Origin of the sequence: Pseudomonas sp. B21-012, from assembly GCF_024749305.1 — a bacterium.
Classification (GTDB): domain Bacteria; phylum Pseudomonadota; class Gammaproteobacteria; order Pseudomonadales; family Pseudomonadaceae; genus Aquipseudomonas.
In genome coordinates this window covers 2,482,075-2,507,645 of sequence record NZ_CP087197.1, presented here as the reverse complement: position 1 = coordinate 2,507,645, position 25,571 = coordinate 2,482,075, and the positions used below count along the sequence as shown (strand labels likewise).

At 64.5% G+C, this 25,571-nt stretch carries 23 protein-coding genes; 18 read left to right on the top strand and 5 right to left on the bottom strand.

What is annotated here, in order from left to right; all coding sequences use genetic code 11:
- Positions 1-170 precede the first annotated feature (170 nt).
- Positions 171-1,115, bottom strand: coding sequence for a LysR family transcriptional regulator (locus LOY37_RS11640; protein WP_258716941.1), 945 nt, complete (start codon positions 1,113-1,115; stop codon positions 171-173).
- An 83-nt stretch (positions 1,116-1,198) separates the two neighbouring features.
- On the opposite strand from LOY37_RS11640, the gene LOY37_RS11635 reads away from it, so the two are divergent.
- The 6 genes from LOY37_RS11635 (at position 1,199) to LOY37_RS11610 (ending at position 9,247) form a co-directional block, all read left to right on the top strand.
- On the top strand, positions 1,199-2,251 hold the full coding sequence (locus LOY37_RS11635; RefSeq protein WP_258716940.1) for a Gfo/Idh/MocA family protein: 1,053 nt from the start codon (positions 1,199-1,201) through the stop codon (positions 2,249-2,251).
- A 53-nt stretch (positions 2,252-2,304) separates the two neighbouring features.
- Positions 2,305-3,696 carry an MFS transporter gene (locus tag LOY37_RS11630; protein WP_258716939.1) on the top strand — a complete coding sequence of 464 codons (1,392 nt, stop codon included), beginning with the start codon at positions 2,305-2,307 and terminating at the stop codon, positions 3,694-3,696.
- Positions 3,693-4,148, top strand: coding sequence for a type II 3-dehydroquinate dehydratase (aroQ, locus tag LOY37_RS11625; protein ID WP_258716938.1), 456 nt, complete (start codon positions 3,693-3,695; stop codon positions 4,146-4,148). The genes LOY37_RS11630 and aroQ overlap by 4 nt, the downstream gene beginning before the upstream one ends.
- Complete coding sequence (locus LOY37_RS11620; RefSeq protein ID WP_258716937.1) at positions 4,145-5,311, top strand: Gfo/Idh/MocA family protein; 1,167 nt, start codon at positions 4,145-4,147, stop codon at positions 5,309-5,311. The genes aroQ and LOY37_RS11620 overlap by 4 nt, the downstream gene beginning before the upstream one ends.
- Positions 5,312-5,486: 175 nt before the next feature.
- Positions 5,487-8,117, top strand: a complete 2,631-nt coding sequence (locus LOY37_RS11615; RefSeq protein ID WP_258716936.1) for a T6SS effector BTH_I2691 family protein — start codon at positions 5,487-5,489, stop codon at positions 8,115-8,117.
- Entirely contained in the window at positions 8,117-9,247 is a 1,131-nt protein-coding gene (locus LOY37_RS11610) for a DUF6708 domain-containing protein (RefSeq protein WP_258716935.1), read from the top strand. The genes LOY37_RS11615 and LOY37_RS11610 overlap by 1 nt, the downstream gene beginning before the upstream one ends.
- Before the next feature lie 37 nt (positions 9,248-9,284).
- Here LOY37_RS11610 and dsdC read toward each other — a convergent pair whose 3' ends face one another.
- Complete coding sequence (gene dsdC / locus LOY37_RS11605; protein ID WP_258716934.1) at positions 9,285-10,220, bottom strand: DNA-binding transcriptional regulator DsdC; 936 nt, start codon at positions 10,218-10,220, stop codon at positions 9,285-9,287.
- 2 nt (positions 10,221-10,222) lie between these two features.
- Positions 10,223-11,575, bottom strand: a complete 1,353-nt coding sequence (locus tag LOY37_RS11600) for a D-serine ammonia-lyase (protein WP_258716933.1) — start codon at positions 11,573-11,575, stop codon at positions 10,223-10,225.
- A 176-nt stretch (positions 11,576-11,751) separates the two neighbouring features.
- On the opposite strand from LOY37_RS11600, the gene fusA reads away from it, so the two are divergent.
- From fusA to LOY37_RS11565, 7 genes are all read left to right on the top strand, one after another.
- On the top strand, positions 11,752-13,857 hold the full coding sequence (fusA, locus tag LOY37_RS11595; RefSeq protein ID WP_258716932.1) for an elongation factor G: 2,106 nt from the start codon (positions 11,752-11,754) through the stop codon (positions 13,855-13,857).
- Positions 13,858-14,005: 148 nt separating this feature from the next.
- Positions 14,006-16,456, top strand: coding sequence for a DNA ligase D (gene ligD / locus LOY37_RS11590; protein WP_258716931.1), 2,451 nt, complete (start codon positions 14,006-14,008; stop codon positions 16,454-16,456).
- The gene (locus LOY37_RS11585; RefSeq protein ID WP_258716930.1) at positions 16,453-17,466 is read left to right on the top strand and encodes an acyl-CoA dehydrogenase; all 1,014 of its coding nucleotides are present in this window, start codon (positions 16,453-16,455) and stop codon (positions 17,464-17,466) included. The genes ligD and LOY37_RS11585 overlap by 4 nt, the downstream gene beginning before the upstream one ends.
- Positions 17,463-18,227: a PIG-L deacetylase family protein gene (locus tag LOY37_RS11580; RefSeq protein WP_093383806.1), complete on the top strand. Its 765-nt coding sequence runs from the start codon at positions 17,463-17,465 to the stop codon at positions 18,225-18,227. Before LOY37_RS11585 ends, LOY37_RS11580 begins: the two co-directional genes overlap by 4 nt.
- Positions 18,224-18,823, top strand: a complete 600-nt coding sequence (locus LOY37_RS11575) for a bifunctional 2-polyprenyl-6-hydroxyphenol methylase/3-demethylubiquinol 3-O-methyltransferase UbiG (RefSeq protein WP_258716929.1) — start codon at positions 18,224-18,226, stop codon at positions 18,821-18,823. The genes LOY37_RS11580 and LOY37_RS11575 overlap by 4 nt, the downstream gene beginning before the upstream one ends.
- A complete protein-coding gene (locus LOY37_RS11570) occupies positions 18,820-19,479 on the top strand; it encodes a glycosyltransferase family 2 protein (protein WP_258716928.1) in 660 nt (219 codons plus the stop codon). The genes LOY37_RS11575 and LOY37_RS11570 overlap by 4 nt, the downstream gene beginning before the upstream one ends.
- A gap of 111 nt (positions 19,480-19,590) precedes the next feature.
- Positions 19,591-20,685 carry a serine hydrolase gene (locus LOY37_RS11565; protein ID WP_258716927.1) on the top strand — a complete coding sequence of 365 codons (1,095 nt, stop codon included), beginning with the start codon at positions 19,591-19,593 and terminating at the stop codon, positions 20,683-20,685.
- Between the two features lie 13 nt (positions 20,686-20,698).
- Here the strand turns inward: LOY37_RS11565 and LOY37_RS11560 are convergent, their stop codons facing one another.
- Positions 20,699-21,634, bottom strand: a complete 936-nt coding sequence (locus LOY37_RS11560; RefSeq protein WP_258716926.1) for a LysR family transcriptional regulator — start codon at positions 21,632-21,634, stop codon at positions 20,699-20,701.
- Between the two features lie 114 nt (positions 21,635-21,748).
- Here LOY37_RS11560 and LOY37_RS11555 point away from each other — a divergent pair, with 114 nt between their 5' ends.
- Both LOY37_RS11555 and LOY37_RS11550 read left to right on the top strand, forming a co-directional pair.
- Positions 21,749-22,945 (top strand): MFS transporter, encoded by a 1,197-nt coding sequence (locus tag LOY37_RS11555; RefSeq protein ID WP_258716925.1) that lies wholly within the window; start codon positions 21,749-21,751, stop codon positions 22,943-22,945.
- Positions 22,946-22,954: 9 nt separating this feature from the next.
- Complete coding sequence (locus tag LOY37_RS11550) at positions 22,955-23,344, top strand: nuclear transport factor 2 family protein (RefSeq protein ID WP_230090846.1); 390 nt, start codon at positions 22,955-22,957, stop codon at positions 23,342-23,344.
- Here the strand turns inward: LOY37_RS11550 and LOY37_RS11545 are convergent, their stop codons facing one another.
- Complete coding sequence (locus tag LOY37_RS11545) at positions 23,345-24,205, bottom strand: Ku protein (protein ID WP_258716924.1); 861 nt, start codon at positions 24,203-24,205, stop codon at positions 23,345-23,347.
- Positions 24,206-24,371: 166 nt separating this feature from the next.
- Here LOY37_RS11545 and LOY37_RS27560 point away from each other — a divergent pair, with 166 nt between their 5' ends.
- From LOY37_RS27560 to LOY37_RS11535, 3 genes are all read left to right on the top strand, one after another.
- On the top strand, positions 24,372-24,512 hold the full coding sequence (locus tag LOY37_RS27560; protein ID WP_408980713.1) for a hypothetical protein: 141 nt from the start codon (positions 24,372-24,374) through the stop codon (positions 24,510-24,512).
- A 14-nt stretch (positions 24,513-24,526) separates the two neighbouring features.
- Positions 24,527-24,814, top strand: coding sequence for a hypothetical protein (locus LOY37_RS11540; protein ID WP_045196801.1), 288 nt, complete (start codon positions 24,527-24,529; stop codon positions 24,812-24,814).
- 131 nt (positions 24,815-24,945) lie between these two features.
- Positions 24,946-25,560, top strand: coding sequence for a Yip1 family protein (locus tag LOY37_RS11535; protein WP_045196799.1), 615 nt, complete (start codon positions 24,946-24,948; stop codon positions 25,558-25,560).
- Positions 25,561-25,571: the final 11 nt, after the last annotated feature.

Below are 25,571 nucleotides of genomic sequence, written 5' to 3'. Positions count from 1 at the left end.
GTAAGGGCGGAAGGCGCCGGCAGCGCCTCATCATCAAATGGATCAGCTCAAACACAGCCTGGCTGCCCCAATACTTGCAAGCTTCTTAAGACAGTTACTACCACACTTCCAGGCCTGTACAGCACCTGTGGGATCGGCGATGCGGCGACGGCCTGCCCCGCGATGCCCCCTCAGCCACCCACCGCCAGCGCAAACGGCCCCTGCGCCAGTTGCTCACGCAAGAACGCCACGCAACTGCGGACCTTCGCCGAGCTACCCGAACGCGCCGCCGTCACCGCCCAGACATCCGCCGGCTGGTGATAGGCCGGCAACACCCTGACCAGCGACCCCTCCTGCAAGCTGGCGGCCACGTCCCAGTACGAAGCCATGATGATGCCGTGCCCGCCCATCGCCCATTGGCGGACGATATCGCTGTGGTTGGCGGCCATGGGCCCGGTGACCTTGACGGTTTCCGGCCCGCCCGGGCCGACCAGTCGCCACACGCCAAAGCGGTCGTCGCGGCTGCGAAACAGCAGGCAATCGTGCTGGGCCAGTTCCGCCGGTACCCGCACCGGCCCGCGCCGCGCCAGGTAATCCGGCGATGCCGCCAGCACCCGCTTGTTCTCGGCGATGCGGTGAGCGATCAGGTGTTTTTCCTGCACCTCGCCGACGCGGATGTCGATATCGAAGTTCTCGCCAATCAGGTCGACCCGGCGGTCGAGCAGTTCCAGCCAGATATCCAGGGTCGGGTGACGCTTGCGCAACAGCGACAAGATCGGCGCGATGTGCTCGCGGCCCAGGCGCAGGCTGGTGCTGATACGCAGGGTGCCGCGCGGCTCGCTGTGGGCAGCGGACAACGACTCGAGCATCGACTCGACGTTCTCGAGAATCTTCTGCGCCCAGATGAACGCCGCCTCGCCGTCGCTGGTGATATTCACCCGCCGCGTGGTGCGGTTGAACAGCTTGACCCCCAGCAAGGTCTCGAGGGTGGCAATGCGCTTGCTGACATGCGCCGGCGACAGGCCGATCTCGGTGGCGGCGGCGATGAAGCTTGAGCGGCGCGCCACTTCGCAGAACAACTGCAGGTCGCGCAACAGCGGTTCATTATTCGCTAATAGCGCATTCTGATTCTTCATCTGGCCCAATTATCTCCTGGGAGTTTTTTATTAGCCTCTCACAAAACCGCTGCCGCGGTCCGCATAACAATAACGAGAGCGCCATGAACAAACTTCGCATTGCCGTTGCCGGTGCCGGCCTGATTGGCCGCAGGCATATCGAACTGATCAAGGCCAGCGCCGAGTGCGAACTGGCCGCCCTGATCGACCCGGCCCCGGCCGCCGCCGAGCTGGCAGCCAGCCACGGCGTTGCCCTCTACCCTTCACTTGAGCAACTGTTTGCCGAGCAGCGCCCGGACGGGGTGATCCTCGCTACGCCCAATCACCTGCATGTCGAAGGCGCCCTGGCCTGCGTCGACCACAGTGTTGCCGCGCTGATCGAAAAACCCGTGGCCCACACCCTGGAGGAAGGCAAGCGCCTGCTGGCGGTCGCCGAGCAAACGGGTGCGCGGCTGCTGGTCGGCCATCACCGTGCCCACAGCGCAATCCTCGCCAAGGCCCGCGAGGTAATCGCCGAAGGCTTGCTCGGCAAACTGGTGGCGGTGATGGGCAGCGCGCTGTTCTACAAGCCCGACGACTATTTCGACGCCGCGCCCTGGCGCCGGCAGCTCGGCGGCGGGCCGGTGCTGATCAACATGATCCACGAGATCGGCAACCTGCGTTCGCTGTGCGGCGAGATCGTCGCCGTGCAGGCCCAGGCTTCCAGCGCCACCCGTGGCTTTGCCGTGGAAGACAGCGTCGCCATCAGCCTGCGCTTTGCCAACGGCGCCCTCGGCACCTTCATGCTCTGCGACACCGCCGCCTGCGCCCGCAGCTGGGAGCAGACCGCGCGGGAGAACCCCGATTACCCCAGCTACGCCGACGAAGACTGCTACGTGATCTGCGGCACCCAGGGCACGCTGTCGATCCCGACCATGCGCCTGAAGTACTACGAGCAATCTGCCGAGCGCTCATGGTGGAAACCCTTCAGCACCGCCGTGGCGCCGCTGCAAAGCGCCGACCCGCTGGCCCGCCAGCTGGCGCACTTCTGCCAGGTGGTTCGTGGCGAACAAGCGCCGCTGGTGAGCGTGCGCGACGGCCTGCGCAACCTGCAGATCGTCGAAGCCATCAGCAGCGCCGCACGCAGCGGGCAGATCGTCGACACCGACAGCCTCTGAAGCCTTTTATCCAGTCCTACCGCTCCATAACAACAACAAACGGAGACAGACAGATGGCCAACCATCCCCAAGGGCTGCATGCAGCCCGGCAAACCAAGAAAGCCACGGCCAGCGGCTGGGTCGGCTCGGCGCTCGAGTACTACGACTTCTTCATTTATGCCCAGGCTGCGGCGCTGATTTTCCCGCAGATCTTCTTCCCTTCCAGCGACCCGAAACTGGCCATCGTCGCCTCCCTGGCCACCTACGGCGTCGGCTACCTGGCGCGCCCGGTCGGCGCCTTCGTGCTCGGCCACTGGGGCGATACCCGCGGGCGCAAGCATGTGTTGCTGCTGTGCATGCTGCTGATGGGCCTGGCCACCTTTGCCGTCGGCCTGCTGCCGACCTACAACCAGATCGGCTACTGGGCGCCAGTGCTATTGGTGGTGCTGCGCCTGGTCCAGGGCTTTGCCGTGGCCGGGGAAATCGCCGGTGCCAGCTCGATGATCCTCGAACATGCGCCGCCCGGTCGTCGTGGCTTTTACGCAAGCTTCACCCTGCAGGGCGTGCAGGCCGGCCAGGTGCTGGCGGCGGCAATCTTCCTGCCGCTGGCCTATTTCATGCCCGAAGAGGCCTTCAACAGCTGGGGCTGGCGCATCCCCTTCCTGCTCAGTGCCGCCGTGCTGCTGGCAGCATTCATCATCCGCCGCGAGGTCGAGGAGCCGGCGGCGTTCACCCAGAAAGTCGCCAAGGTGGTGCGCCAGCGCTCGCCCATCGGTGAAGCCTTCAAGCACAGCTGGCGCGGCATGCTGGTAGTACTCGGGGTGTCGCTGATGAACGTGATCCCGGTGGTGACCACCGTGTTCGGCGCCGCCTATGCGGTACAGCCGGCCTACGGCGTGGGTTTTGACAAGAGCGTGTACCTGTGGATCCCGGTGGTCGGCAACATCGTCGCGGTGCTGGTGATCCCCTTTGTCGGCAACCTCTCCGACCGCATCGGCCGCCGCCCGCTGATCATCGGCAGCGCCATCGGCTGCGGGTTGATGTCGTTCCTTTACCTCTATGCCATCAGCCTGCACAACCTGCCGCTGGCGTTTGCCGCCTCGCTGCTGATGTGGGGGATGATCTACCAGGGCTACAACGCCATCTTCCCAAGCTTCTTCCCCGAACAGTTCCAGACCCATTACCGGGTCTCGGCCATGGCCGTGGCGCAGAACATCGGCTACATGATCACCGCCTTGCTGCCGGCGCTGTTCGCCGCCGTGGCGCCGCCGGGCTCCGACAACGTGCCACTGCTGATCGGCGCCATCACCTGCCTGGTCACCGCGCTGTCGGCCATCGCCGCCTGGAGCGCCCCGGAAACCTACCGCACGCCCATCGACCAACTCGGCAAGGCCGACGCGGTGAGCCTGGACAAACCCACCTACGACGCCCTGCGCGCCAACGCCCTGACTGGAAGCCAGCCATGAATACCCTGCTCGTGCTCAACGGCCCCAACCTGAACATGCTCGGCCTGCGCCAACCCGAAGTCTACGGCCGCGAAACCCTGGCCGATGTCGAAAGCCTCTGCCAGCAGGCGGCCAGGCGCCTGGAGCTGAAGCTTGAGTTCCAGCAGACCAACCACGAAGGCCAACTGATCGACTGGATTCACCAGGCCCGTGGCCGGGTCGCCGGAGTCGTCATCAACCCCGGCGCCTGGACCCACACCTCGGTGGCAATTCACGACGCTTTGATTGCCGCCGAAGTGCCGGTGATCGAGGTGCATATCTCCAACGTCCACCGCCGCGAAGCCTTCCGCCACCACTCCTATGTATCGCTGGTGGCCAAGGCGGTGCTGGCCGGTTTCGGCACTCACGGCTACGTGCTGGCGATCGAACATTTTGCCCGCGAACTCAAGCACGCCAACGGAGGCGCCCAATGAAAACCATGGCCAACCCACAACAACGACTGCGCCTGGGCTTTGTCGGCGGCGGCCTGGAGTCGTCGATCGGTTCGACTCACCGCTACGCAGCGTCCCTGGACGGCCATTACCAGCTGGTCGCCGGGGTCTTCGCCCGCGACCCCGAGCGCAACCTGGCCGCGGCCCAGGCCTATGGCGTGGCGCCAGAGCGCGCCTATGCCGATTTTGAAGCCATGGCCAGGGCCGAAGCCGCCCGCGCAGACGGCATCCAGGTGGTGGCGATCATGGCGCCCAATGCCGTGCACGTACCGGCGAGCCTTGCGTTTCTCAAGCACGGTATCGATGTCATCTGCGACAAGCCGCTGGCGGCGAACCTTGCCCAGGCCAATGCCCTGCTCGATCAGGTTCGCCAAGGCCCTGCCCTGCACCTGCTGACCCACAACTACAGCGGCTACCCGTTGATTCGCGAAGCCCGCGAACTGATCGCCCAGGGTGCGATCGGCGAGGTGCGCCTGGTACAGGTCGAGCACGCCAGCGCCTTCGGCACCCACCCGCTGGAGCAGCAAGGGGTCAAGGCCCTGGCCTGGCGCACCGACCCCAGCCAGGCCGGCGCTTCGTCGGTACTGGCCGATGTCGGCGTGCATGCCCACCAACTGCTGCGCTTTGTAACAGGCCAGGAGGTCAGCCAGGTCTCGGCCGAGCTCAGCACCCTGGTGCCGGGCCGCGCCTCGGACGACAACGCCCACGTCAAACTGCGCCTGAGCGGCGGCGGCCGAGGCCTGCTATGGGCAAGCTTCGTCGCTGCCGGCCAGCGCCATGGCTTGCAGATCCGGATCTTTGGCTCGAGCGGCTCGCTGTACTGGCACCAGGAACAACCCGAGCGCCTCGAACTGCGCCACCAGGACCAGCCGCACCAGGTGCTGCGCCGGGGTGAAAGCTGGCTCAGCGATGCCGCCAGGCAAGCCACGCGAATCAAGGCCGGCCAGCCCGAAGGCCTGCTCGAAGCCTTCGCCAACATCTACAGCGACGCCGCCGAACTGATCAGGGCCCGCCGCGAACAGCGCGCCCCGGCGCCCTTGGCACGCCTGTGCCCGACCGCTGAAGACGGCCTGCGCGGCATGGCATTTATCGAGGCGTGTGTGCAGTCGGATCGCCAGGAGGGGCGCTGGATCGAAGTGCAGTAGTCTCCCAGCGTCAGAAAAGCAGTCCCAATTACACTCACAGAAGTTTCCCACATAACTTTGGGACTGCCGGGCCAAGACACGCTGCAGCATTTCCCCTTAAGGTCTGCGCCTTGTGACAAGGACGCTTCACTGCGAGCAGGCAAGCCTGCTTCAGCGACTTACTTAAGGAGGCTTGATGCTGACCCGGGAAATACTGGACGACATCGCACGCAGAAGTTACAGCGACCCGCTCGACCGCGAGCCGGTAGTTCATTGCACCCGTACCTTCACCGTATTACCGCTGCGCTATGCCGTGGTCGGCGGCAGCGCTTCACGACGCAAAGCATTGCCAGAGCTGCCCGACCACCTTCGCCACCCACACAACGCGGTAGACCTGAGCCAGGCCAGCTACGCCATCCGGCCACTGCGCGAAGGCTTTCTCTACCTCATGGAAAAACGTCGGAGCACGGGTCGCTATACTTTGCGCTTGCCTTGGCGCATTGCCGCCAATGGCTCCCTCACCGTGATGGATCCGGAGCAACCCTGGGCCCCTCCACCGCCAGCGTTCGATCCACAGGCCGTGCTGCGCGGCATCGTCTGGACGCTCACCATACATGAGCTCGACGACCTCCTGGAACTGCGCCTGTTCTACAGTCCCGACCCGTTGACAGCGGCCGCCCAGCAAGCCCTGCTGCGCCAGCGCAATGCCCCACTGGCCCTCGACATCGGCAGGTTCGTCGGGCCCTCCTGCACGATTCCCGAGCCCCATGTGCTGACCTACGGCCAGCTCGACCTGGTCGCCGATTTTGCCGCTGAACGCGACCCGGCACTGCGCAACCTGCTTGACGCACAGTTGTTCGCAACCGAACAGGTGGTCAGGTTTACCGCATCGCGCAGCCTGCTCATGCCCGCACCCGGTAAGCCCAGGCCACGCGGGGTGGCGATTGTGGTCGAAGATGCCATCGGCATTACCCAAACGCTCAATGCCTGGCGCAATGGCGCGCTGGAGCACCTCAAGGACTGGCTCGAACACAGCCAGCGTGACGCCGAAGGCAAACCCGGGCCCAGCAATGAGCGCAAAGTACTGGTGGCGCAAGCGTTTACCGAACTGCAAAAGAACTTCAGTGAGCGCAAGGTTGCCGCCCTGACAAAGCACCACAGTGACGCCATGCGCGAGCAGCTCCAGGGCGCTGACAATGCGCTGTTGCCCGGCATGGACCGTGACTGGTGGGAGGGTGTCAAGCAAGGCGCACTTGATTACCAGACCCGAACCAAGCGCAGTGAACTGGAGGCACGGGCGCAGCGCGGCGAGTTCAGCAAGCTGTTCGAGGAGCGCTACCTGCCGCGGGTCAACGTCGACGCCATGCGAGTGCAATTGGGCTGGTTCGAGACCGAAAGCCGCGAAGCCCAGCGCCTGGCGGACGCGCGCGCCGCTGATCACCTGGCCTGGCTGCAGCACCCACACTTGCTTGATGCCCTGGCCCACTACGATCAGGACGACCTCAACAGTGGGCTGTGCTTCGCTCACCAGACCGGCCTATGCGTAGTCGGCATGGAAGGCGTATCCGCCGGCGCTCAGCTACTGGGCCAGTGGTGGCGCGCCGAGACGATCGAGCCAGGCAATCTGGCCCTGCGTTCGTTTGTCTACAACCAGCGGAGTATCGAGCAAGTGCTCCAGCAAACCCGAATCCAGCTTTCCCGTTCGCCGGAAGGCGACGATTGGCAGCAACTGGAATCCGGACTCAAACTCAGCAAGGAACTGGCCGCCCAGTTCAGTCGGGTCGACGGCCACCTTGAACTGATCGCCCAGCATGGTCATATCAACAGCGCTGGAGCCCTGGCCTGGCTAGGACAACTGGGCCGCGAAACATTGCGCGCGGGGACGCCCAGCCACCTCGACAGAGCCTTGCACCGCCGCTTGAGCAGTTACCTGGTCGCCTCGCTTGGCGAGCAGGCGCTGAACCTGCGGATGGCCGAACATGCCGCTGCCGGCCACTCTCCATCACCCGGCCGAGTCGCCGCACCTATCACCCGGCGCCTAGATCAGGCCTATGTACGCAACCTCACCGAAGCCCACAGCAATGCCTTCTACCGATTGCGCATCAGCAGCGGCTTGTTGTTGCTCGAAGCCAGCCTGTTGCTGCTGCAAGGTCGTCGCCACGACAAGGACCAACGCTTCTGGAGCGAAGTCTCGGCCGCCGGCCTGACCAGCGCAGCGGCGGGCCTGGAACTGCTGGCCGTGGGCACCGAGCAGGCACTGGCGAGTGTCGGGCAAAACAGTGTGACTGCGCGTGGGGCGCAGATTAGTTTGGGGCGGTATCGATTGTGGGGAGCGGGGTTGGCGACGGTGGGTGGGTTGGTGAGTATTGGTCTGGATGTAGGCGATGCGATTGGAGCTCATAGCAAGAATTCAAATTCGCCTGTCAGGCATCACATTCTCCTTACTGCTTACTTTACCCGAGTAAACGCCACTCTTGCCCTATTGATCGGCCAAGGCGGCATGGCATTTGCTCAGGGGGGAGCATATTTTAGTTGGCTCGCGCTGAGGACACGAAACGTAAGCACCCAAGTAGCGCTTCGAGCTTTATCTGGGTGGTCCGCCGATTTGGCCGCCAGTAGGGCCGCCATGCTATTGCTTGGTCGCATGACTTGGGTAGGTGGCGTGGTTGTTATCTTTGCGACGTCAGCTCTTTTTATTCTCGATGGAAATGCACTAGAGAAATGGAGTGATCATTGCTGCTTCAGACTCAGTAATGATTTAAAAGGTTACAACAGCACCAAGGAGGAACTTAACGAATTTTTCAATGCCATTAGCGAGGTGCTTTGATGTACTTCTTCGAGTGGGGTTTTTGGCAAGTATGCGTGGAGGCAAAACGAAAAAAGGGGCATGAGACAAACAGACACAACCATCTGAAAAAAATAGATGTATATGAATCAGACGCGCACGACTCGCAAGCCGCAGCGCAAGAGAGTGTCAGCCAAACCCCGAAAGCCAGAGGCCCCGTTTATGTTTTCGATGATGTCGCACTAGAAATGCGCTGTGGCACCTCAGAGGCCAAACGTGGACTCGTGACCATACTCACACTCGCAGTGATGACAGTAGTGCTGATCGAGTTCTTGCTAGCAGGATCTTTAATAGTTTCAGCCATAGAAATTCTATTAACCAAGTCAAACGCCGTCTATGGGCACGACCTGCTACTTGCTATGTTTCTGGGTAGTTTGGCGTCAGCGGCTTCCTGGTTTTATCTGAAATACGGCTTGCGCTTCACCCGGCTAGAGATGTTCACCTCCCGCCATTTGCTGATCCGTTTCAACCACAAGACCCAGCAGGTTTACCTGCATCGCCCCAGTTATTGCGGCGGCATCATGACCCTACCGTGGAAAGGCGTCACCTCCTCCGGCGCTGGCGAACGCTATTCGATAGCCGGTGGTGTGGGTGTACCGCTGTTTCTCTACTGGTCGGCACGGGTGACCGACACCCTGCACCCAGTAAGTGTCTGGGTCGGCAAGGCCGGTAACAACCAGGCAGAACTGCGCGATGAGTGGGAGTTTATCCGCCGCTTCATGGATGAAGGTCCGCAGAGCCTGCCACGCCCGCGCATCACCTCACATTTCCCCTGGCCCTGGCAGGCTTTTACGCCGCAATTCGAAGGGTTGACCCAGTACTTTCGGCATGCGTCGCGGGGCATCAAAATCGGGCTGCTGCTGATCTGGCCAGCATTCGTGATTATCGGCATGGGCCACTGGGCAAGCCTGCTGCTGTGCTGGAAACCGCGCTGGCCAAAACTGATCCGCCAGGCCGGCCTGCCCGGCAAGCCGGTCCCGCCGCAAACCACCTTGGCCAGCTATCCGGCGCACATCCAGGAACGTCTGCGTGCCAATGCGCATCTGTGGGCGGTACGCCCGGGCAAGCGTCCGGAAAAGAAGCCGAAAACAGCCGCCCGAAAGCACACGTGAAACCTATGCCTGTAGCGTCGATGCGACTTGAAACAGCTCAGCCGTCACCCACTTGCACCTGCAACCACCCAATCATCACCCGCAAACGCAGCGGTAACCTCTCCCGCGGCGGATGCACCAGGTAGTAACCCTGCCCCGCCGTCTGGCTGAAGCCCCCCAGGGGCAGGATCAACGCGCCCTGGTCGAGCAAGGGTTGCACCAGGCGCTGGCGACCGATGGCCACGCCAGCATGGTGGCTGGCGGCAGCGCTGCACAGGTCGGAGCGGTCGAAGGTCAGGTGGCGGGCGGGCAGGTGCTGTTGTACGCCCTGCTCGCCGGCCCAGCGTTGCCACTCGGCGTCGAAGGCGGCGTGCTCCCAGGCCAGGGCATCGTGCAGCAAGGTGCACTGGGCCAGGCGCCCGGGGTGGTCGATCAGGCCGTGGCGCTCGGCATACTGCGGGCTGCACACCGGGGCGACGCGCTCATCCATCAACAACTGGCTGGCCAGCCCGGGAAACTCGCCATGGCCATACAACAAGGCCAGGTCCACCGGGCGGGTGCGAAAATCCACCGGCTCGTTGCCGGTGCGGATGTCCAGGCTGACCTGCCGATAGCGCTGCTGGAAATCCGCCAGGCGCGGCACCAGCCAGTGCTGGGCCAGCGACGGCCGCACATACAGGCTCAGGGCACCGCTGACTTCTTCAGTCGACGGTTGCAGGGCTTCTTGCAGTTGCGCTTCCAAGCCTTGCAGCACTTGATAGAGGCGCTCGCCTTCAGCGGTCAGGCGAATGCGCCGGGTCAGGCGTTCGAACAGGCGCAACGCCAGGGCTTGCTCCAGGCGGGCGATGCGATGGCTGACGGCGCTGGCAGTCAGGCACAGCTCTTGCGCTGCCTGGCTAAAACTCAGGTGCCGGGCAACCGCGACAAAGGTGTGCAGGTTAGCGAACTGGGCACCGCTCAAGCGGCTGCCAAGGCGATCGGGCAGGTTGAGCATGGTCAGTTACCGGCAAGTTCTGCGCGGCCCCTGGCCAGGTAGCGGTCCATCTCCTCGCGCGGCACCATGCTGCCGCCGGTGCCCCACACCAGGTGGGTGGCGCGGGCCATGCGCGCCTCACTCAAGCCCAGGCGCTGACGGTAGCCCTGCTGCTCCTGCAGCACAGTGCACATGCCCGCGAGCCCGGCCAGCGCCGACGGCTCGAGTTCGATGCCCTCACACGCCTGCATCTGCGCCAGCTGGCGGTACAGGGTGGCGTCGCTGACGGTGTAGTAGCCATCGACCAGGCGCTGCAACGAACGGCCGACAAAGCCCGAGGGCCGGCCCACCGCCAGGCCGTCGGCGGCGGTCTGGTTGTCGATGCCGAAGTCGTACACCGACACCGCGTCGTGCAGGCCGGTGTACACGCCTAGGAACATGCACGGCGAGTGGGTCGGTTCGGCGAACAGGCAATGCACCGCGTCGCCAAAGATCTGCTTGAGGCCGAAGGCCACGCCACCAGGCCCCCCGCCGACGCCGCAAGGCAGGTAGACGAACAGCGGGTGCTCGGCATCCACCACGATGCCCTGTTCCGCCAACTGGCGCTGCAGGCGCTCGGCGGCCACGGCGTAACCGAGGAACAGGTTCAGCGAATTTTCATCATCGACAAAGTGACAGTGCGCATCGCCCACGGCCTCCTTACGCCCCTGCTCCACCGCCACGCTGTAGTCGGCGCTGTACTCGCGCACCTCGACGCCGCAGGCGCGCAGGCGCTCCTTTTTCCACTGGCGAGCATCGGCAGACATATGCACGGTGGCCTTGAAACCCAGGCGCGCGCTGATGATGCCGATCGACAAGCCCAGGTTGCCGGTGGAGCCGACCGCCACGCTGTACTGGCCGAAGAACGCCCGGGCGGCATCGCTGTCGAGCCTGGCGTAGCTGTCGCCCGGTTGCAGCAGGCCGCCTTTGAGGGCCAGGTCTTCGGCATGCTTGAGCACTTCATAGATGCCGCCACGGGCCTTGATCGAACCGGAAATCGGCAGCAGGTTGTCGGCCTTGAGCCACAGCGCGCCGTTCACTGGCAGTTGCTGCTCGGCGCACAGCACCGCCTGCAACGCGTGCAGCGCCACCAACGGCGATTCAATGATGCCGGCGCTGGCCGAGGTTTCGGGGAACGCCGAGGCGATGAACGGGGCAAAGCGTTCGAGCCGCGCGCTGGCCTCACGGATATCCGCGGCGGTCAGCGCCACGTCACCCAGGGCTTCGGCGCACGGCGCCAGGGCCGGGTTGAACCAGCAGGTCGGGCGCAGCGCCACAAGACCTGCGATCAACGGATGACTTTGGCACCAGGCAGTAACGGATTTTTCCAGCGGCATCGGGCAGCTCCATGAGGCGAATGCAACGATTAAGCGACAGCCCCGGTCGCTTTACAACCGATGCCTGCTCAGCCCATGGATGAACCTGCTTCAGCCATGGCCCGCCGTGCAAGGCGCTGCACTTCTGCTACCTTGGGAGTACCCTCTTCTTGTGCATCACACACAGGTGACCCCTCATGGCGCGCACCACCCCTATCGAGCTGTACCGCAACATCGGTATCGTCGCCCATGTTGACGCCGGCAAGACCACCACCACCGAACGCATCCTGTTCTACACCGGGGTCAACCACAAGATGGGCGAGGTGCACGACGGCGCCGCGACCATGGACTGGATGGCCCAGGAGCAAGAGCGCGGCATCACCATCACTTCGGCGGCGACCACGGCGTTCTGGCAGGGCTCGACCAAGCAGTTCCCCGACAAGTACCGCTTCAACATCATCGACACCCCCGGCCACGTCGATTTCACCATCGAGGTCGAGCGCTCGCTGCGCGTGCTCGACGGCGCGGTGGTGGTGTTCAGCGGCGCCGACGGCGTCGAGCCGCAATCGGAAACAGTCTGGCGCCAGGCCAACAAGTACCATGTACCGCGCCTGGCCTACGTCAACAAAATGGACCGCCAGGGCGCGGACTTTCTGCGCGTGGTCAAGCAGATCGACCAGCGCCTGGGCCACCACCCGGTGCCGATCCAGCTGTCGATCGGCGCCGAGGAACATTTCGCCGGGCAGATCGACCTGGTGAAGATGAAGGCCATCTACTGGAACGACGACGACCAGGGCACCAGCTACCGTGAAGAAGAGATTCCCGCCGACATGCTCGCGCTTGCCAACGAATGGCGCGCGCACATGGTCGAGGCCGCCGCCGAGGCCAACGACGAGTTCATGGAGCTGTACCTCAACGGCCAGGAGCTGAGCAACGAGCAGATCAAGGCCGGCCTGCGCCAGCGCACCCTGGCCAACCAGATCGTCCCGGCGATCTGCGGCTCGTCGTTCAAGAACAAGGGCGTGCCGCTGATGCTCGACGCGGTCATCGACTACCTGCCGGCGCCCTCGGAAATCCCGGCGATCAACGGCACCGACCCGGACCACGAAGACAAGCACCTGGAACGCCATGCCGACGACAACGAACCGTTCTCGGCGCTGGCGTTCAAGATCGCCACCGACCCCTTCGTCGGCACCCTGACCTTCGCCCGGGTCTACTCCGGCGTGCTCAGCTCCGGCAATGCCGTGCTCAATTCGGTCAAGGGCAAGAAGGAGCGGATCGGGCGCATGGTGCAGATGCACGCCAACCAGCGCGCCGAGATCAAGGACGTGTGCGCCGGCGACATCGCCGCGCTGATCGGCATGAAGGACGTCACCACCGGCGACACCCTCTGTGACATCAACCAGCCGATCATCCTCGAGCGCATGGACTTCCCCGACCCGGTAATCTCGGTGGCGGTCGAGCCGAAAACCAAGGCCGACCAGGAGAAAATGGGCATCGCCCTGAGCAAGCTGGCCCAGGAAGACCCGTCGTTTCGCGTGCGTACCGACGAAGAGACGGCGCAGACGATCATCTCCGGCATGGGCGAGTTGCACCTGGACATCATCGTCGACCGCATGCGCCGCGAGTTCGGCGTCGAGGCCAATATCGGCAAGCCGCAGGTGGCCTACCGCGAGAAGATCCGCAACACCTGCGAGATCGAAGGCAAGTTCGTTCGCCAGTCCGGCGGTCGCGGCCAGTACGGCCACTGCTGGATCCGCTTCGCCCCGGGCGATGAAGGCAAAGAGGGCCTGGAGTTCGTCAACGAAGTGGTCGGCGGCGTGGTGCCGCGTGAATACATCCCGGCGATCCAGAAAGGTATCGAAGAACAAATGCAAAACGGCGTGCTCGCCGGTTATCCGCTGATCGGCCTCAAGGCTACGGTGTTCGACGGCTCGTACCACGACGTCGACTCCAATGAGATGGCCTTCAAGGTCGCCGCCTCCATGGCCACCAAGCAACTGGCGCAAAAAGGCGGCGCGGTGCTGCTGGAACCGGTGATGAAAGTCGAAGTGGTGACCCCCGAAGAATACCAGGGCGACATCATGGGTGACCTCAGCCGGCGCCGCGGGATGATCCAGGAAGGCGGCGAGACCCCGGCGGGCAAGGTAGTGCGCGCGCAAGTGCCGCTGGGCGAGATGTTCGGCTACTCCACACAGATGCGCTCGATGACCCAGGGCCGCGCCAGCTACACCATGGAGTTCACCAAGTACGCCGAGGCGCCGGCGAGCATCAGTGAGGCGATCATCAAGAAACAAGGCTGATACACCGACCGCTCGCACCCTGTGGCAGCCGGCCTTGCCGGCGATGGGGTGCGCAGCGGCCCCACCTCGAACAAAAGCCGATTGAACTCCCACCCCTGCCGCCCTATCCCAATGCTTAGGACCCGCCCAAAAGCCGCAGGACACCGCCATGGCCAAGCCGTTGCAGGAGTACGCGCGCAAGCGCAATTTCGACGCTACCCCGGAGCCCGCAGGCCATCAGCGCAGCGGCAAAAAAACCGCCCACGCCCTGCAGTACTGCATCCAGAAACACGACGCCAGCCACCTGCACTATGACTTTCGCCTGGAGCTGGACGGCACCCTGAAAAGCTGGGCCATCCCCAAGGGCCCGTCGCTGGACCCCAAGGTCCGGCGCCTGGCCGTGCACGTCGAAGACCACCCGCTGGACTACGCCAGTTTCGAAGGCACCATCCCCGAAGGTCATTACGGTGCCGGTGATGTGATCGTCTGGGACCGTGGGGTATGGATTCCCGAAGAAGATCCACACAAGGCCTATGCCAAGGGCAAGCTGCGCTTTCGCCTGCAGGGCGAGAAACTCTCGGGCATCTGGAACCTGTTTCGCACTCACCTGGCCGGCAAGAAGGAGCAGTGGCTGCTGATCAAGTCCGACGATGCCCAGGCGCGCCCGCAGGCCGACTACGACATTCTCGAAGCCGAGCCGGACAGCGTGGTCAGCGAACGCACGCTGCCCACGCGCACACCCAAGGCAGACGGCAACAGCGAACTCGGCGGCGCGAAAAAAGCTGCCCTGCCCGCCTCGCTCAAGCCGCAACTGGCCACCCTGGTAGAGACGCCGCCCGAAGGCGACTGGCGCTACGAAGTCAAGTTCGACGGCTACCGCATTCTCGCCCGCATCGAAGGTGACGAGGTGCGCCTGTTCACCCGCAACGGCCATGACTGGACCGCCAGGCTGCCCCGGCAAGCCAAGGCCCTGGCCAGGCTCGGCCTGCACTCGGCCTGGCTCGATGGCGAGATGGTGGTGGCCAATGAGCACGGCGTCGCGGATTTCCAGGCCCTGCAGAATGCCTTCGACCAGCAACGCGACGAGCAGATCCTCTATTACCTGTTCGATGTGCCCTACCTCAACGGCATGGACCTGCGCCAATGCCCGCTGGAGCAACGACGTGCGGCGTTGGCGAAGGTGCTGGAAAAGGCCGATGAAAAACGCCTGCGCTTTTCCGCCGACTTTGAGCAAAGCGTCGAGTCGTTGCTCGACAGCGCCTGCAAACTGCGGATGGAAGGCCTGATCGGCAAGCGCCTGGGCAGCAGCTACCTGAACCGGCGCAGCAGCGACTGGATCAAACTCAAGTGCAAGCAGCGCCAGGAGTTCGTCATCGTCGGCTTTACCGAGCCCAAGGGCTCGCGCGAGGCCTTCGGCGCGCTGTTGCTGGCCCTGCATGATGACAACGGCGAGCTGCGCTATGCCGGCAAGGTCGGCACCGGGTTCAACAGCGCGACCCTGGCCCATATTCACCAGCGCCTCAAACCCCTCGAAGTGGCCAGGCCGCAGTTTGCCAAGCCGCCCAGGGGCGCCGAGGCCAAAGGTGTGCACTGGCTCAAGCCAAGGCTACTGGCCGAGGTCGCCTATGCGCAGATGACCCGCGACGGCGTGGTCCGCCATTCGGTGTTCCATGGCCTGCGCGACGACAAACCGGCCAAGGCCATTGGCCTGGAGCAACCCGTGAAAACCCCGGCAAGCAAAACGTCCAACCTGCACCTGACCCACCCCGACCGCGTCATCGACGCCAGCACCGGCATCAGCAAGCGCCAGGTCGCCGAGTACTACGCCCAGGTCGCCGAGTGGATCCTGCCGCACCTCAAGCGCCGCCCGGTGGCGCTGGTGCGCGCACCCGATGGCCTGGCCGGCGAGCTGTTCTTCCAGAAGAACGCCGCGCAATTGAACATCCCGGGCCTTGAAAGCCACGCCAAGGCCGAAGCCGGCCAGGCGCTGATGATCATCGACCAGGCCCGGACCCTGCTCGGCGCCGTGCAGATGAACACCCTCGAGCTGCACACCTGGAACGCCACCGCCAAGGATTTCGACAGGCCCGACCGCTTGATCCTCGACCTCGACCCGGATCCGGCGCTGCCGTGGAAGGCCATGCTCGAAGCCACCCAGCTGACCCTTGCATTGCTCGATGAACTGGGCTTGCAAGCGTTCCTCAAGACCAGCGGCGGCAAGGGCATGCACATTGTCGTGCCGCTGACCCGGCGCGCCGGCTGGGACGAGGTCAAAGGCTTCAGCCAGGCCATGGTCCAGCACCTGGCCGGGCTGTTCCCCGAGCGTCTGTCGGCGGTGTCCGGGCCGAAGAACCGGGTCGGGCGGATCTTTATCGACTACCTGCGCAACGGTAAAGGTGCGACCACGGTTTGTGCCTATTCGATTCGCGCCCGCGAAGGGCTGCCGGTGTCGGTGCCAATTCGCCGTGAAGAGCTGACCGAGCTTAAAGGCGCGAACCAGTGGAACCTGCTCAACCTCGGCGAACGCCTGGCCGCAGGCGATGACCCTTGGGCCGGGTATGGCCAGGTACGCCAGTCGATCAGCAAGGAACTGCGCCGGCGCATGGGGGTTGAGTCATGAACCACCTGGAGCTGTTACAGACCTTCGCCCGTCGCCCGCAGGCGCTGACCCTCGACCGCCAGTTGCAACGCTGCCTGGAACAATGCCGGGAGACCGGTCTCGATCAACTGCCGCTGCCCGGCCATGGCCGCACCCTGCAGCGTTGGCAGGTACTGGCCGAGGTCGCCGGGGCTGATCTGGCCCTGGCCAAGCTGTTCGAGGGCCACACCGACGCCCTGGCGATCATCCATGAGTGCGGCGCCAGCCATCTGGACCCGGCGGGCAGTTGGGGGGTATGGGCAGCCGAGCCGCCGAATGCGCGGGTGCGTATCGTCCGTCGCACCGGCAACGACGTGCACCTGCAAGGCCGCAAGGCCTGGTGCTCCGGCGCCCTGCAGATCGACCGGGCGCTGCTCACCGCCTGGGACGAACAAGACCGTCCGCAACTGGTGGCGGTGGCCTTGAACCAACCGGCGCTGCGCATCTTCAATGACGGCTGGCAGGCGGTCGGCATGGCCATTACCGCCAGCGTCGATGTCGAGTTCAACGACTGCCCGGCGCACCTGGTCGGCAGCAGCGGCCAGTACCTGTCGCGACCGGGCTTCTGGCACGGTGGCGCTGGCATCGCCGCCTGCTGGTACGGCGCGGCGCAAACCCTGGGCGAGTTTTTGCTCGAACATTGCCGCAGCCATGAAGACGCCCACGCCCAGGCCCATCTGGGTGCAGTCGACGCTGCGCTTGCCGGTGCCCGGGCGGCCTTGCATGAAACCGCGGCGTGGATCGACGGCCACCCTGGCAGCGATGCCGAACTGAGCGTCCGGCGCCTGCGCGCGCAGGTCGAGAGCGCCGCGCTGTGTGTGCTCGATCACGTCGGCCGGGCCCTGGGCGCGACGCCGTTCTGTCGCGACAGCCAGTTTGCCCGGCTCAGCGCCGACCTGCCGGTGTTCCTGCGCCAGAGCCATGCCGAGCGCGACCTGGCCGAGCTGGGCCGGCAAGTGCGTGCAACCCCCGAGGGAGGCTGGCGGCTATGACCCTGCAACCACCGCAGAACCCGATCCAGGCGCCGGGCACACCGCTGGCGCACTGGCAAGCGTCGGCGATCCTGCAGTCGGTGCCGGCAATTACCCATGACCAGTTGGTGCCTGTTGGCAGGCGCCTGGTGGTGGTCGCCCCGCACCCGGACGACGAAGTGCTCGGCTGCGGCGGGGTGCTGGCTGGCATGCGTGGCCGTGAACACGAGTTGCTGCTGGTCTCGGTCAGCGACGGTGAGGCCAGTCACCCCGATTCGCGCCACTGGACCAGCGAACGCCTGCGCCAGCAACGCCCACGGGAAAGCGCCGATGCCCTGCGCCGCCTCGGGCTGGACCTGAGCCGCCTGAGCTGGCTGCGCCTGGGCCTGGCCGACAGCGCCGTGGCCAACCATGAACGCTGGCTGGCCGAACGCCTGGTGCAGCTACTGCGCGCCAGCGACCGGGTGCTGACCACCTGGCGCCTGGACGGCCACTGCGACCATGAAGCAGTAGGCCGCGCTTGCGCCCGCGCCTGCGACACTGTCGGTGCGCGCTTGATCGAAGTGCCGATCTGGGCCTGGCACTGGGCCCGCCCCAGCGACCCGCGGCTGCCCTGGCAGCGCGCCCACAAGCTGTTTCTCGACCGCGCGGTGCTGGCCCTCAAGCAACAGGCCATCGCCGCCCATACCAGCCAGTTGCAGGCCGACGAACAGACCCCGCCGGTGCTTGACCGCGAGGCCCTGGCCCGCCTGCAGCAACCTTTCGAACTGGTGTTCACATGAGCGTCTCGGCCAGCTACTTCGAGCACCTGTTCGCGCACAGCGACGACCCTTGGGCGTTTCGCACCCGCTGGTACGAAAAACGCAAGCGCGAGCTGCTGCTGGCCAGCCTGCCGCGTCAGTACTACGGCCGCGTATTCGAGCCGGCCTGCGCCAATGGCGAACTCAGCGCCGCCCTCGCCGAGCGCTGCGAAAGCCTTTTGTGCCAGGACCTCAACGCCACCGCCGTGCAACTGGCCGCTGAACGCCTGCGGCCATGGCCCAACGCCGAGGTCATGCAAGGCTGCCTGCCTGGCGACTGGCCGGCCGGCGAGTTCGAGCTGATCGTGCTCAGCGAGATCGGCTACTACCTGGACCCCGGCCAGTGGCTGGAAGTGCTGGAGCGCGCCACGGCCAGCCTGACCTCTGACGGCGCCCTGCTGCTGTGCCATTGGCTGCACCCGATCGACGGCTGCCCGCAGACCGGCCACCAGGTCCATGAACTGCTGGCCGAGCGCTTGCCGTTGTACCGCAGCCTGCGCCACGAAGAGGCCGACTTTGTTCTTGAATACTGGTGCGTCCAGCCTTATGCCATCGACCTTGACGAGCCCTGCCAATGATTGCCGTGATTGTCCCCGCGCATAACGAAGAACAACTGCTCGGCCGCTGCCTGCGCGCCCTTGGCCGTGCCGCCCGGGCGCTAACGGCGCGGGGCGAAGAGGTGCAGACGGTGGTGGTACTGGACGCCTGCAGCGATGCCAGCGAGGCCGTCGCCCGCGCCCATGGCGTGGAGCTGCTCAAGGTCCAGGCGCGCAATGTCGGCCAGGCGCGCCGCGCCGGTGCGGCGTTGATGCTCGAGCGTGGCGCACGCTGGCTGGCCTTCACCGATGCCGACAGCTGCGTCCCGGCCGACTGGCTGTTGTGCCAGTTGGCCTTTGCCGCCGATGCGGTGTGCGGCACCGTGCATGTCGAGACCTGGCAAGCCCACCAGGATGCGGCGCTGCGCGAACGCTACCTGGCCCATTACCAGGCCCGCGAAGGCCACCGGCACATACACGGCGCCAACCTCGGCATCTGCGCCCGCGCCTACGAAAAGGTCGGGGGGTTCCAGCCATTGCCGCTGCACGAGGATGTGCAACTGGTCAACGACCTGCAGCAAAGCGGCGCACATATCGTCTGGACCGCGCGCAACAGCGTGTCGACCAGCAGCCGCAAGGACTGCCGGGTGCGCGGCGGCTTCGGGGATTTTCTCAACAACCTGAACGGCCTGGCCTGAACAGAGAAACCTGTTAACCGTCCGCCGCACTTTTTCACAAATGCCCTCAAGTTAATCATCAGCGCGGTTCTTATGATCAGGCCTGCTTGATCAACCACGAGGGAGAACACCATGGATGTCAGTTGGCAGTATCTGAGTACCCCGGCCGCCGAGTACTTCAGCGAGGTACTGCAGACCACACCTGCCCAGGTCAAGAATGACATGAAGCAGATTTTCAAGCGCCTCACCGCACAGGCTGGCCCCGGCTGTGTCTTCAGTGTGGAAAAACAGCAGGCCTTTGTGCTCGAAGGCGCTACCGGCTATGCCGACATCGAGCAGCGCAGCCCTTTGACTGCCGACTCGGTGTTCAACCTTGCCTCGGTTTCCAAACAATTCACCGCCTTCGCCATTCACTTGCTGGCCCGCGAAGGCAAGTTGTCGCTGGATGACTCTATCCGCCGCTACGTACCTGAGCTGGGCAGTTACGCCGATCCGGTGACCTTGCGCCACCTGCTGCATCACAGCGGTGGCCTGCCCAGCTACGAGGATGCCGCCCAGGCTCAAGGCATCGCCGATACCCAGCCCCTGACCCAGGCCCAGGCACTCGCCTTGCTGGCAGCACAGAAACAGGCGGAGTTTGCCCCCGGCACAGAGTTTTCCTACAGCAACAGCGGGTACTTCATGCTCTCGCTGGTGGTCGAGCGCGTCAGCGGCAAGAGCATCCGGCGGTTTTCCCAGCAGGCGATCTTCACACCGTTGCAGATGACCCATACCCGGATTGTCGACCAGTACCCGCTTGATTTCGCTGTAGTGCGGGGTTATACGCGTGCGCTGTGGGGCCCGGTCAAACGGTATGAGAGCCCGTGGGAGGTGACCGGCGACGGCCAGGTGCATTCCAGCGTACGCGACCTGATGAAATGGGGAGCCAATCTGCACAGCGGCAAAGTGGGCGGCCCCGACCTGCTGGCGGTGATGTCCAGAAGTGGCCCGCGGGTGGCAAGGCACCATGAGGACTACGCCATGGGTTTGTCGCCGCGCCTGTACAAAGGCACGCGCCTGCTTGAACACTCCGGCGGCTGGGCCGGCTATGCGACGCAGTTCATGTACTTTCCGGATGCGCAGACCACCGTTGCGGTGTTGTGCAACGAAGAAAACATCGACGCCACTGAATACGCCACGAAAATCGCCGACGCGTTGGCCCTCGAAAAGTGGACCCATCCCCTCTAGGCAAGCCTGCACCTCAAGCCGGTGGCGTGAGAACCGCCTCGATGTGGTGCGCTTGGGCAAGGTGAGCCTTGATGAAGTCGATCCAGGCGCTGACCTTGCGCGGTACGTGGCGGCTGGACGGATATAGGGCATAGACGCTTTGCGGCGCAAAACCATAGCCGGGCAGCCCATCGAGCAACTGCCCGCTGGCCAGCTCATCGGCCACCAGCCAGTCCGGCAACAGCGCCACGCCTGCGCCCTGCACGGCAAAGGCACGCAGGATCGAGGCGTTGTCGGCGATCAGCAATGGCGTGCCCTGAGGGACATACTCCGAACTGCGCGCCTTGCTGTCGACCAGCGCCCAGCGGTTGTTCTGCTCGAAACGGCTGTGCACCAGTTGCGGCAGCTGAGCCAGGCGCGCGGGTGAGTTGATCAACTGCTCGCCGTGGGCAGCCAGCAGGCTGGGCGCCAGCACCAGGCGCACCTGGTAGCTCGCCAGGCATACGCCACGGTAATCGGAGTCGTGTGCCTGGCCCAGGCGGATGGCGACATCGAAGCGTTCGCGCACCAGGTCGACCTGAGCGGTGTGGGTTTCCAGACGCACGCTCAGCTCAGGGTGCAAACGGCAGAACGCTTGCAGTGCCGGGGCGAGCACCTTCAGCCCGTACTCGACCGTGGTGGTAATCCGCAGGCTGCCCTGCAAGCCGGCGTGCTCGGCGCGCACTTCATCGATGGCGATGCGGGCATCTTCGACCAACAGCAGGCAACGCTGGTAAAAGCGCTCGCCGGCATCGGTCAGGGCGATGCGCCGGGTGGTGCGGGTCAGCAGGGTGACGCCCAATTCAGCTTCCAGTTGCTTGATGCTGAAGCTGACCGCAGCGCGGGTTTGCTGCAAGCGCTCGGCGGCGCCGGTGAAGGAGCCTGCCTGCACCACGGCGCAAAACAGTTCGAAACGGTCGAGGCTGACCATGCGTGTGGGTTCGCCATTGTCAAAATAATTCGACCAATCTGCCGGGTTTACGCACCTTATTCAAGCGCCAACAAGCCACTAGACTGCGCCTTTCTCCAGCCCTTCGAAGCACTCATGCCCTATCGCACGAAAGTCACCCTGGTCTATCTGCTGGGTTTCACCCTCGACCTGCTCAACATGTTTGCCCTCAACGCCGCTTATCCGGCCCTGGGCCAGGAACTGCACGCCTCGGTGGCGCAACTGAGCTGGAGCAGCAACCTGTACATGCTCGGCCTGACCCTGGTGATCCCGCTGGGCACCTGGCTGGCCACGCGGCTGGGTGAACGGCAAACGCTAATGCTGTCGCTGGCGCTGTTCGGCCTGGGCTCGGCGCTGGCAGGCGGCGCCGGTTCGATCGACAGCCTGCTGGTCTGGCGCCTGCTGCAAGGCCTGGGTGGCGGCCTGCTGATTCCGGTGGGCCAGGCCATGGCTTATCGCCTGTATGCGCCCGAGCAGCGCCACCACCTGACCTCACTGGTGATGATGGTCGCCTTGCTGGTCCCGGCGTTGTCGCCGGCACTGGGCGGGGTGGTAGTCGATCAGGGCTCGTGGCGCTGGATCTTCTTCGCCATGCTGCCGCTGAGCCTGATCACCATTGCCCTGGTGCTGGCCTGGCTGCCGGCAAACCCGCCGTTGCCTGCGCCGCAGCCAATGCTGGAGTTGCGCCTGCTCGGCCAACCGCTGCTGCGCACGGCGATGCTTATCTACCTGTGCGTGCCAGGCGTGTTCATCGGCGCCAACCTGGTGGCCGCCCTGTACCTGCAGCAGCGCCTTGGGCTCAGCGCCACGGCCACCGGCGCCCTGATGCTGCCCTGGTCAGCGGGCGCCCTGGCGGCGATCGCCTGGGTGCGCTGGCGCTTCAACCTGAGCGGCCCCAAGCGCCTGCTGATTGCCGGGATGCTGATCCAGTGCGCCGCCCTGCTGTGGCTGGCCCTGCCCTCGGTTGCCGGGCACCAGGCCTGGCTGGCGCTGATCTTCGCCCTGTTCGGCATGGGCAGCAGCCTGTGCAGCAGCAGCGCGCAAAGCCTGGCGTTCCTGGCCATCGCGCCTGCGCAAATGGGCCAGGCCAGCGCCTTGTGGAACCTCAACCGCCAGCTGAGCTTCTGCCTCGGCGTCGCCGTGCTCGGCGCCGTGCTTAACCGGTTGCAGCCCGGTGACCAGGCGTTCCGGCACACCTTCATCCTCGCCGCGCTGCTGACCCTGATTCCGCTACCGATGGTGCTGAAACTGCCCGGGGCTCGCGGCCTGGGGCTTACTACCACTACTACTTGAGATGTGCCCATGACCCATCCCGCTTTCAAGGAAGTTCTCGACGCCCACGTAGCCATCGAACAATGGCTGTCCGGCGCAGCCCACGCCACAGAGCTGGACGCATTGATGGCGCGCTTCAGCGCGCAGTTCTCGATGATCAACCTGCCCGGCCAAATCGTCGATTATCAGGGCTTGCAGCAACTGTTCGCCCACGCCCACGGCCAGCGCGCCGGGCTGCAAATCAGCATCGATGAGCTGCAAGTGATTGGCGAAGGGCCGAGCCTTTGCGTGGTCAGTTATCGCGAATGGCAGGTCGATAACGCCGGCAATCGCTCGGTGCGCCGCTCGACCGCGGTGTTCGAGCGCCACGATGGCGCCCTGCGCTGGCGCCATCTGCATGAAACCACCGTGGCCGGCTGATCAGGCCTTCTTGCGCGGCTTGCTGCCGGCAGGCTTTTTCGCCGCTGGCGCGGCTTTCTTCGCCGCCGGTTTGCGCCCGCCCAGGCTGCGTTTGAGCAGCTCGGTAAGGTCGATGATATCGGCGCTTTTCTGCTCGCCTTCGCCTTCCAGCGGCTCGACCGTGGCGATCTTGCCCTGGCTGGCCTTCTCTTCAACCAGGCTGATGATGGTGTCCTTGAAGTCGTTGCGGTAGTCCTCGGGCGTCCAGTGCCCGCTCATGTCCTCGACCAGGCGCCTGGCCATTTGCAGCTCACGCTTGTCGATGCTCGAATCGCGCACGCTGGCGTCCAGTTCCAGGCTGTCGAGGCCACGCACTTCCTCAGGCCAGCGCAGAGTGATCATCACCATCGCGTCCTCCAGCGGGCGCAGCAGCGCCAGGTGCTGCTGGGTGTGCAGCACCACCTTGGCCAGGGCCACCTTGCCGGTGCTCTGCAAGGTTTCGCGCAGCAAGGCATAAACCTTGCCACCACGCCGGTCGGGGCTCAGGTAATACGGGGTGTCGAACTGCTGCAGGGGGATTTCGTCGCTGTCGACGAACGAGAAGATATCGATGGTCTGGGTCGCCTCGGGGCGGGCCTTGCGGATCTCCTCCTCGCTGATCACCACGTATTGGCCCTTCTGGTATTGCACGCCCTTGACGATGTGCTCGCGGGCGATCTCCTTGCCGGTGACTTTGTTCACCCGCTTGTAGCCCACCGGTTCCATGCTGCGCTCATCGAGCCAGTCGAAATCGACCCGGTCGCTGCTGATCGCAGTACTCAACGACACCGGGATATGCACCAGGCCGAAGCTGATGGCACCTTTCCAGATAGCTCTGGCCATGACGTTCTCCCAGGGGTATTTGAAGGGCCCTTTGTCAGTCTGACTGCGCCGGGCCGTGAAGGTTTGCTGCAGCTGCAGCCATCAGTGCCGGCATGGCGCAAATCCAGACCCGCCAGGTGGCCCTGGAAAAACCCGCTCGGCCGAGGTAAAGGCGTTTGCCCAGCAGATGATCAAGGATCACACTAAAGCCAATCAGCACCTGCTTGATCTGGCCAGGCAACATGGCTTCATGTGTCCCGGACGACGCTGCCCTGACCAGCAAGGCGCGCTAGATGATGCTGCAGGTGCAGGACACCGCAAGAACTGAAGGAGGGCCCTGGAATGAGAAAGGTCAGCCCGGCCAGCCCGACCAGCCTGCAGATCGACTTTGTCCAGGACACGCTGTTCGGCCCGGTGGCCCACAGCGCCGAATGTGAAGTGCAGCTGGCGCCATTGAACATCAATGGCCTGCCGGGCCTGCGCCTGCAGGTACGCGCGCCGGTACCGGCCAAGCTTGAGCGTTCACACAGCGTGGCGTTTGTCTGGGAGGGCCGCACTTATCGCGGGATCGTCCAGTATCACCGGCGCTGTGATGATGGCGGCTTGCAGTTGCAGCTGGAGCTGCAGTAACCCGGCTCCCACAACAGCGGTGTATACACCGGGCCTTGGGCTGGGTGGTTCAAATAAATGAAACCCCGACGCCGGCCAGACCTCCATAGAACAGGGAGAAGTGTTTCCCACCCTGCTTACCGGAGGTCACCATGAGTACCCATCTGGTTCAACTCTTCACCCACCCCGATGACGCCTGGATGGAAATCCGCCAGGAAGAAGAACTGCACCCGCGCCACTACCTGCCGCACCTGCTGCTGATGGCGCTGATTCCCGCCCTGTGCCTGTTCATTGGTACCACCAGTATTGGCTGGAGCCTGGCCGGCACCGAGCGGGTGCGCCTGAGTGTGGCCAGCGCCGCCGAGCTTGGGGTGCTGTTGTATGCCGCCTGCGTGGTCGGGGTGATGATCATGGGCGGGTTCATTCGCTGGATGTCGCGCACCTTCGATGCCCGCCCCAGCCTCAACCAGTGCATCGGTTTTGCCGCCTACACCGCCACGCCGTACTTTGTCGCCGGTGTCGCCGGGCTCTACCCCGGGCGCTGGCTGGCGTTGATCGTGCTGGGTGCGGCGTCGGCCTATGCGACGTTCCTGCTGTACGTTGGCCTGCCGACCTTCCTGCGCCTGCGCAAGGAAGACGGCCTGCTGTATTCGACCAGTGTCTGGGCGGTGGGGCTGCTGGTGCTGGTGACCATCCTGGTGTCGATGATCCTGTTCTGGTTCAACGTCCTCAGCCCTGAATACCTGCGCCCGGCCAGCCTTGGCTGACTGGACGCAGT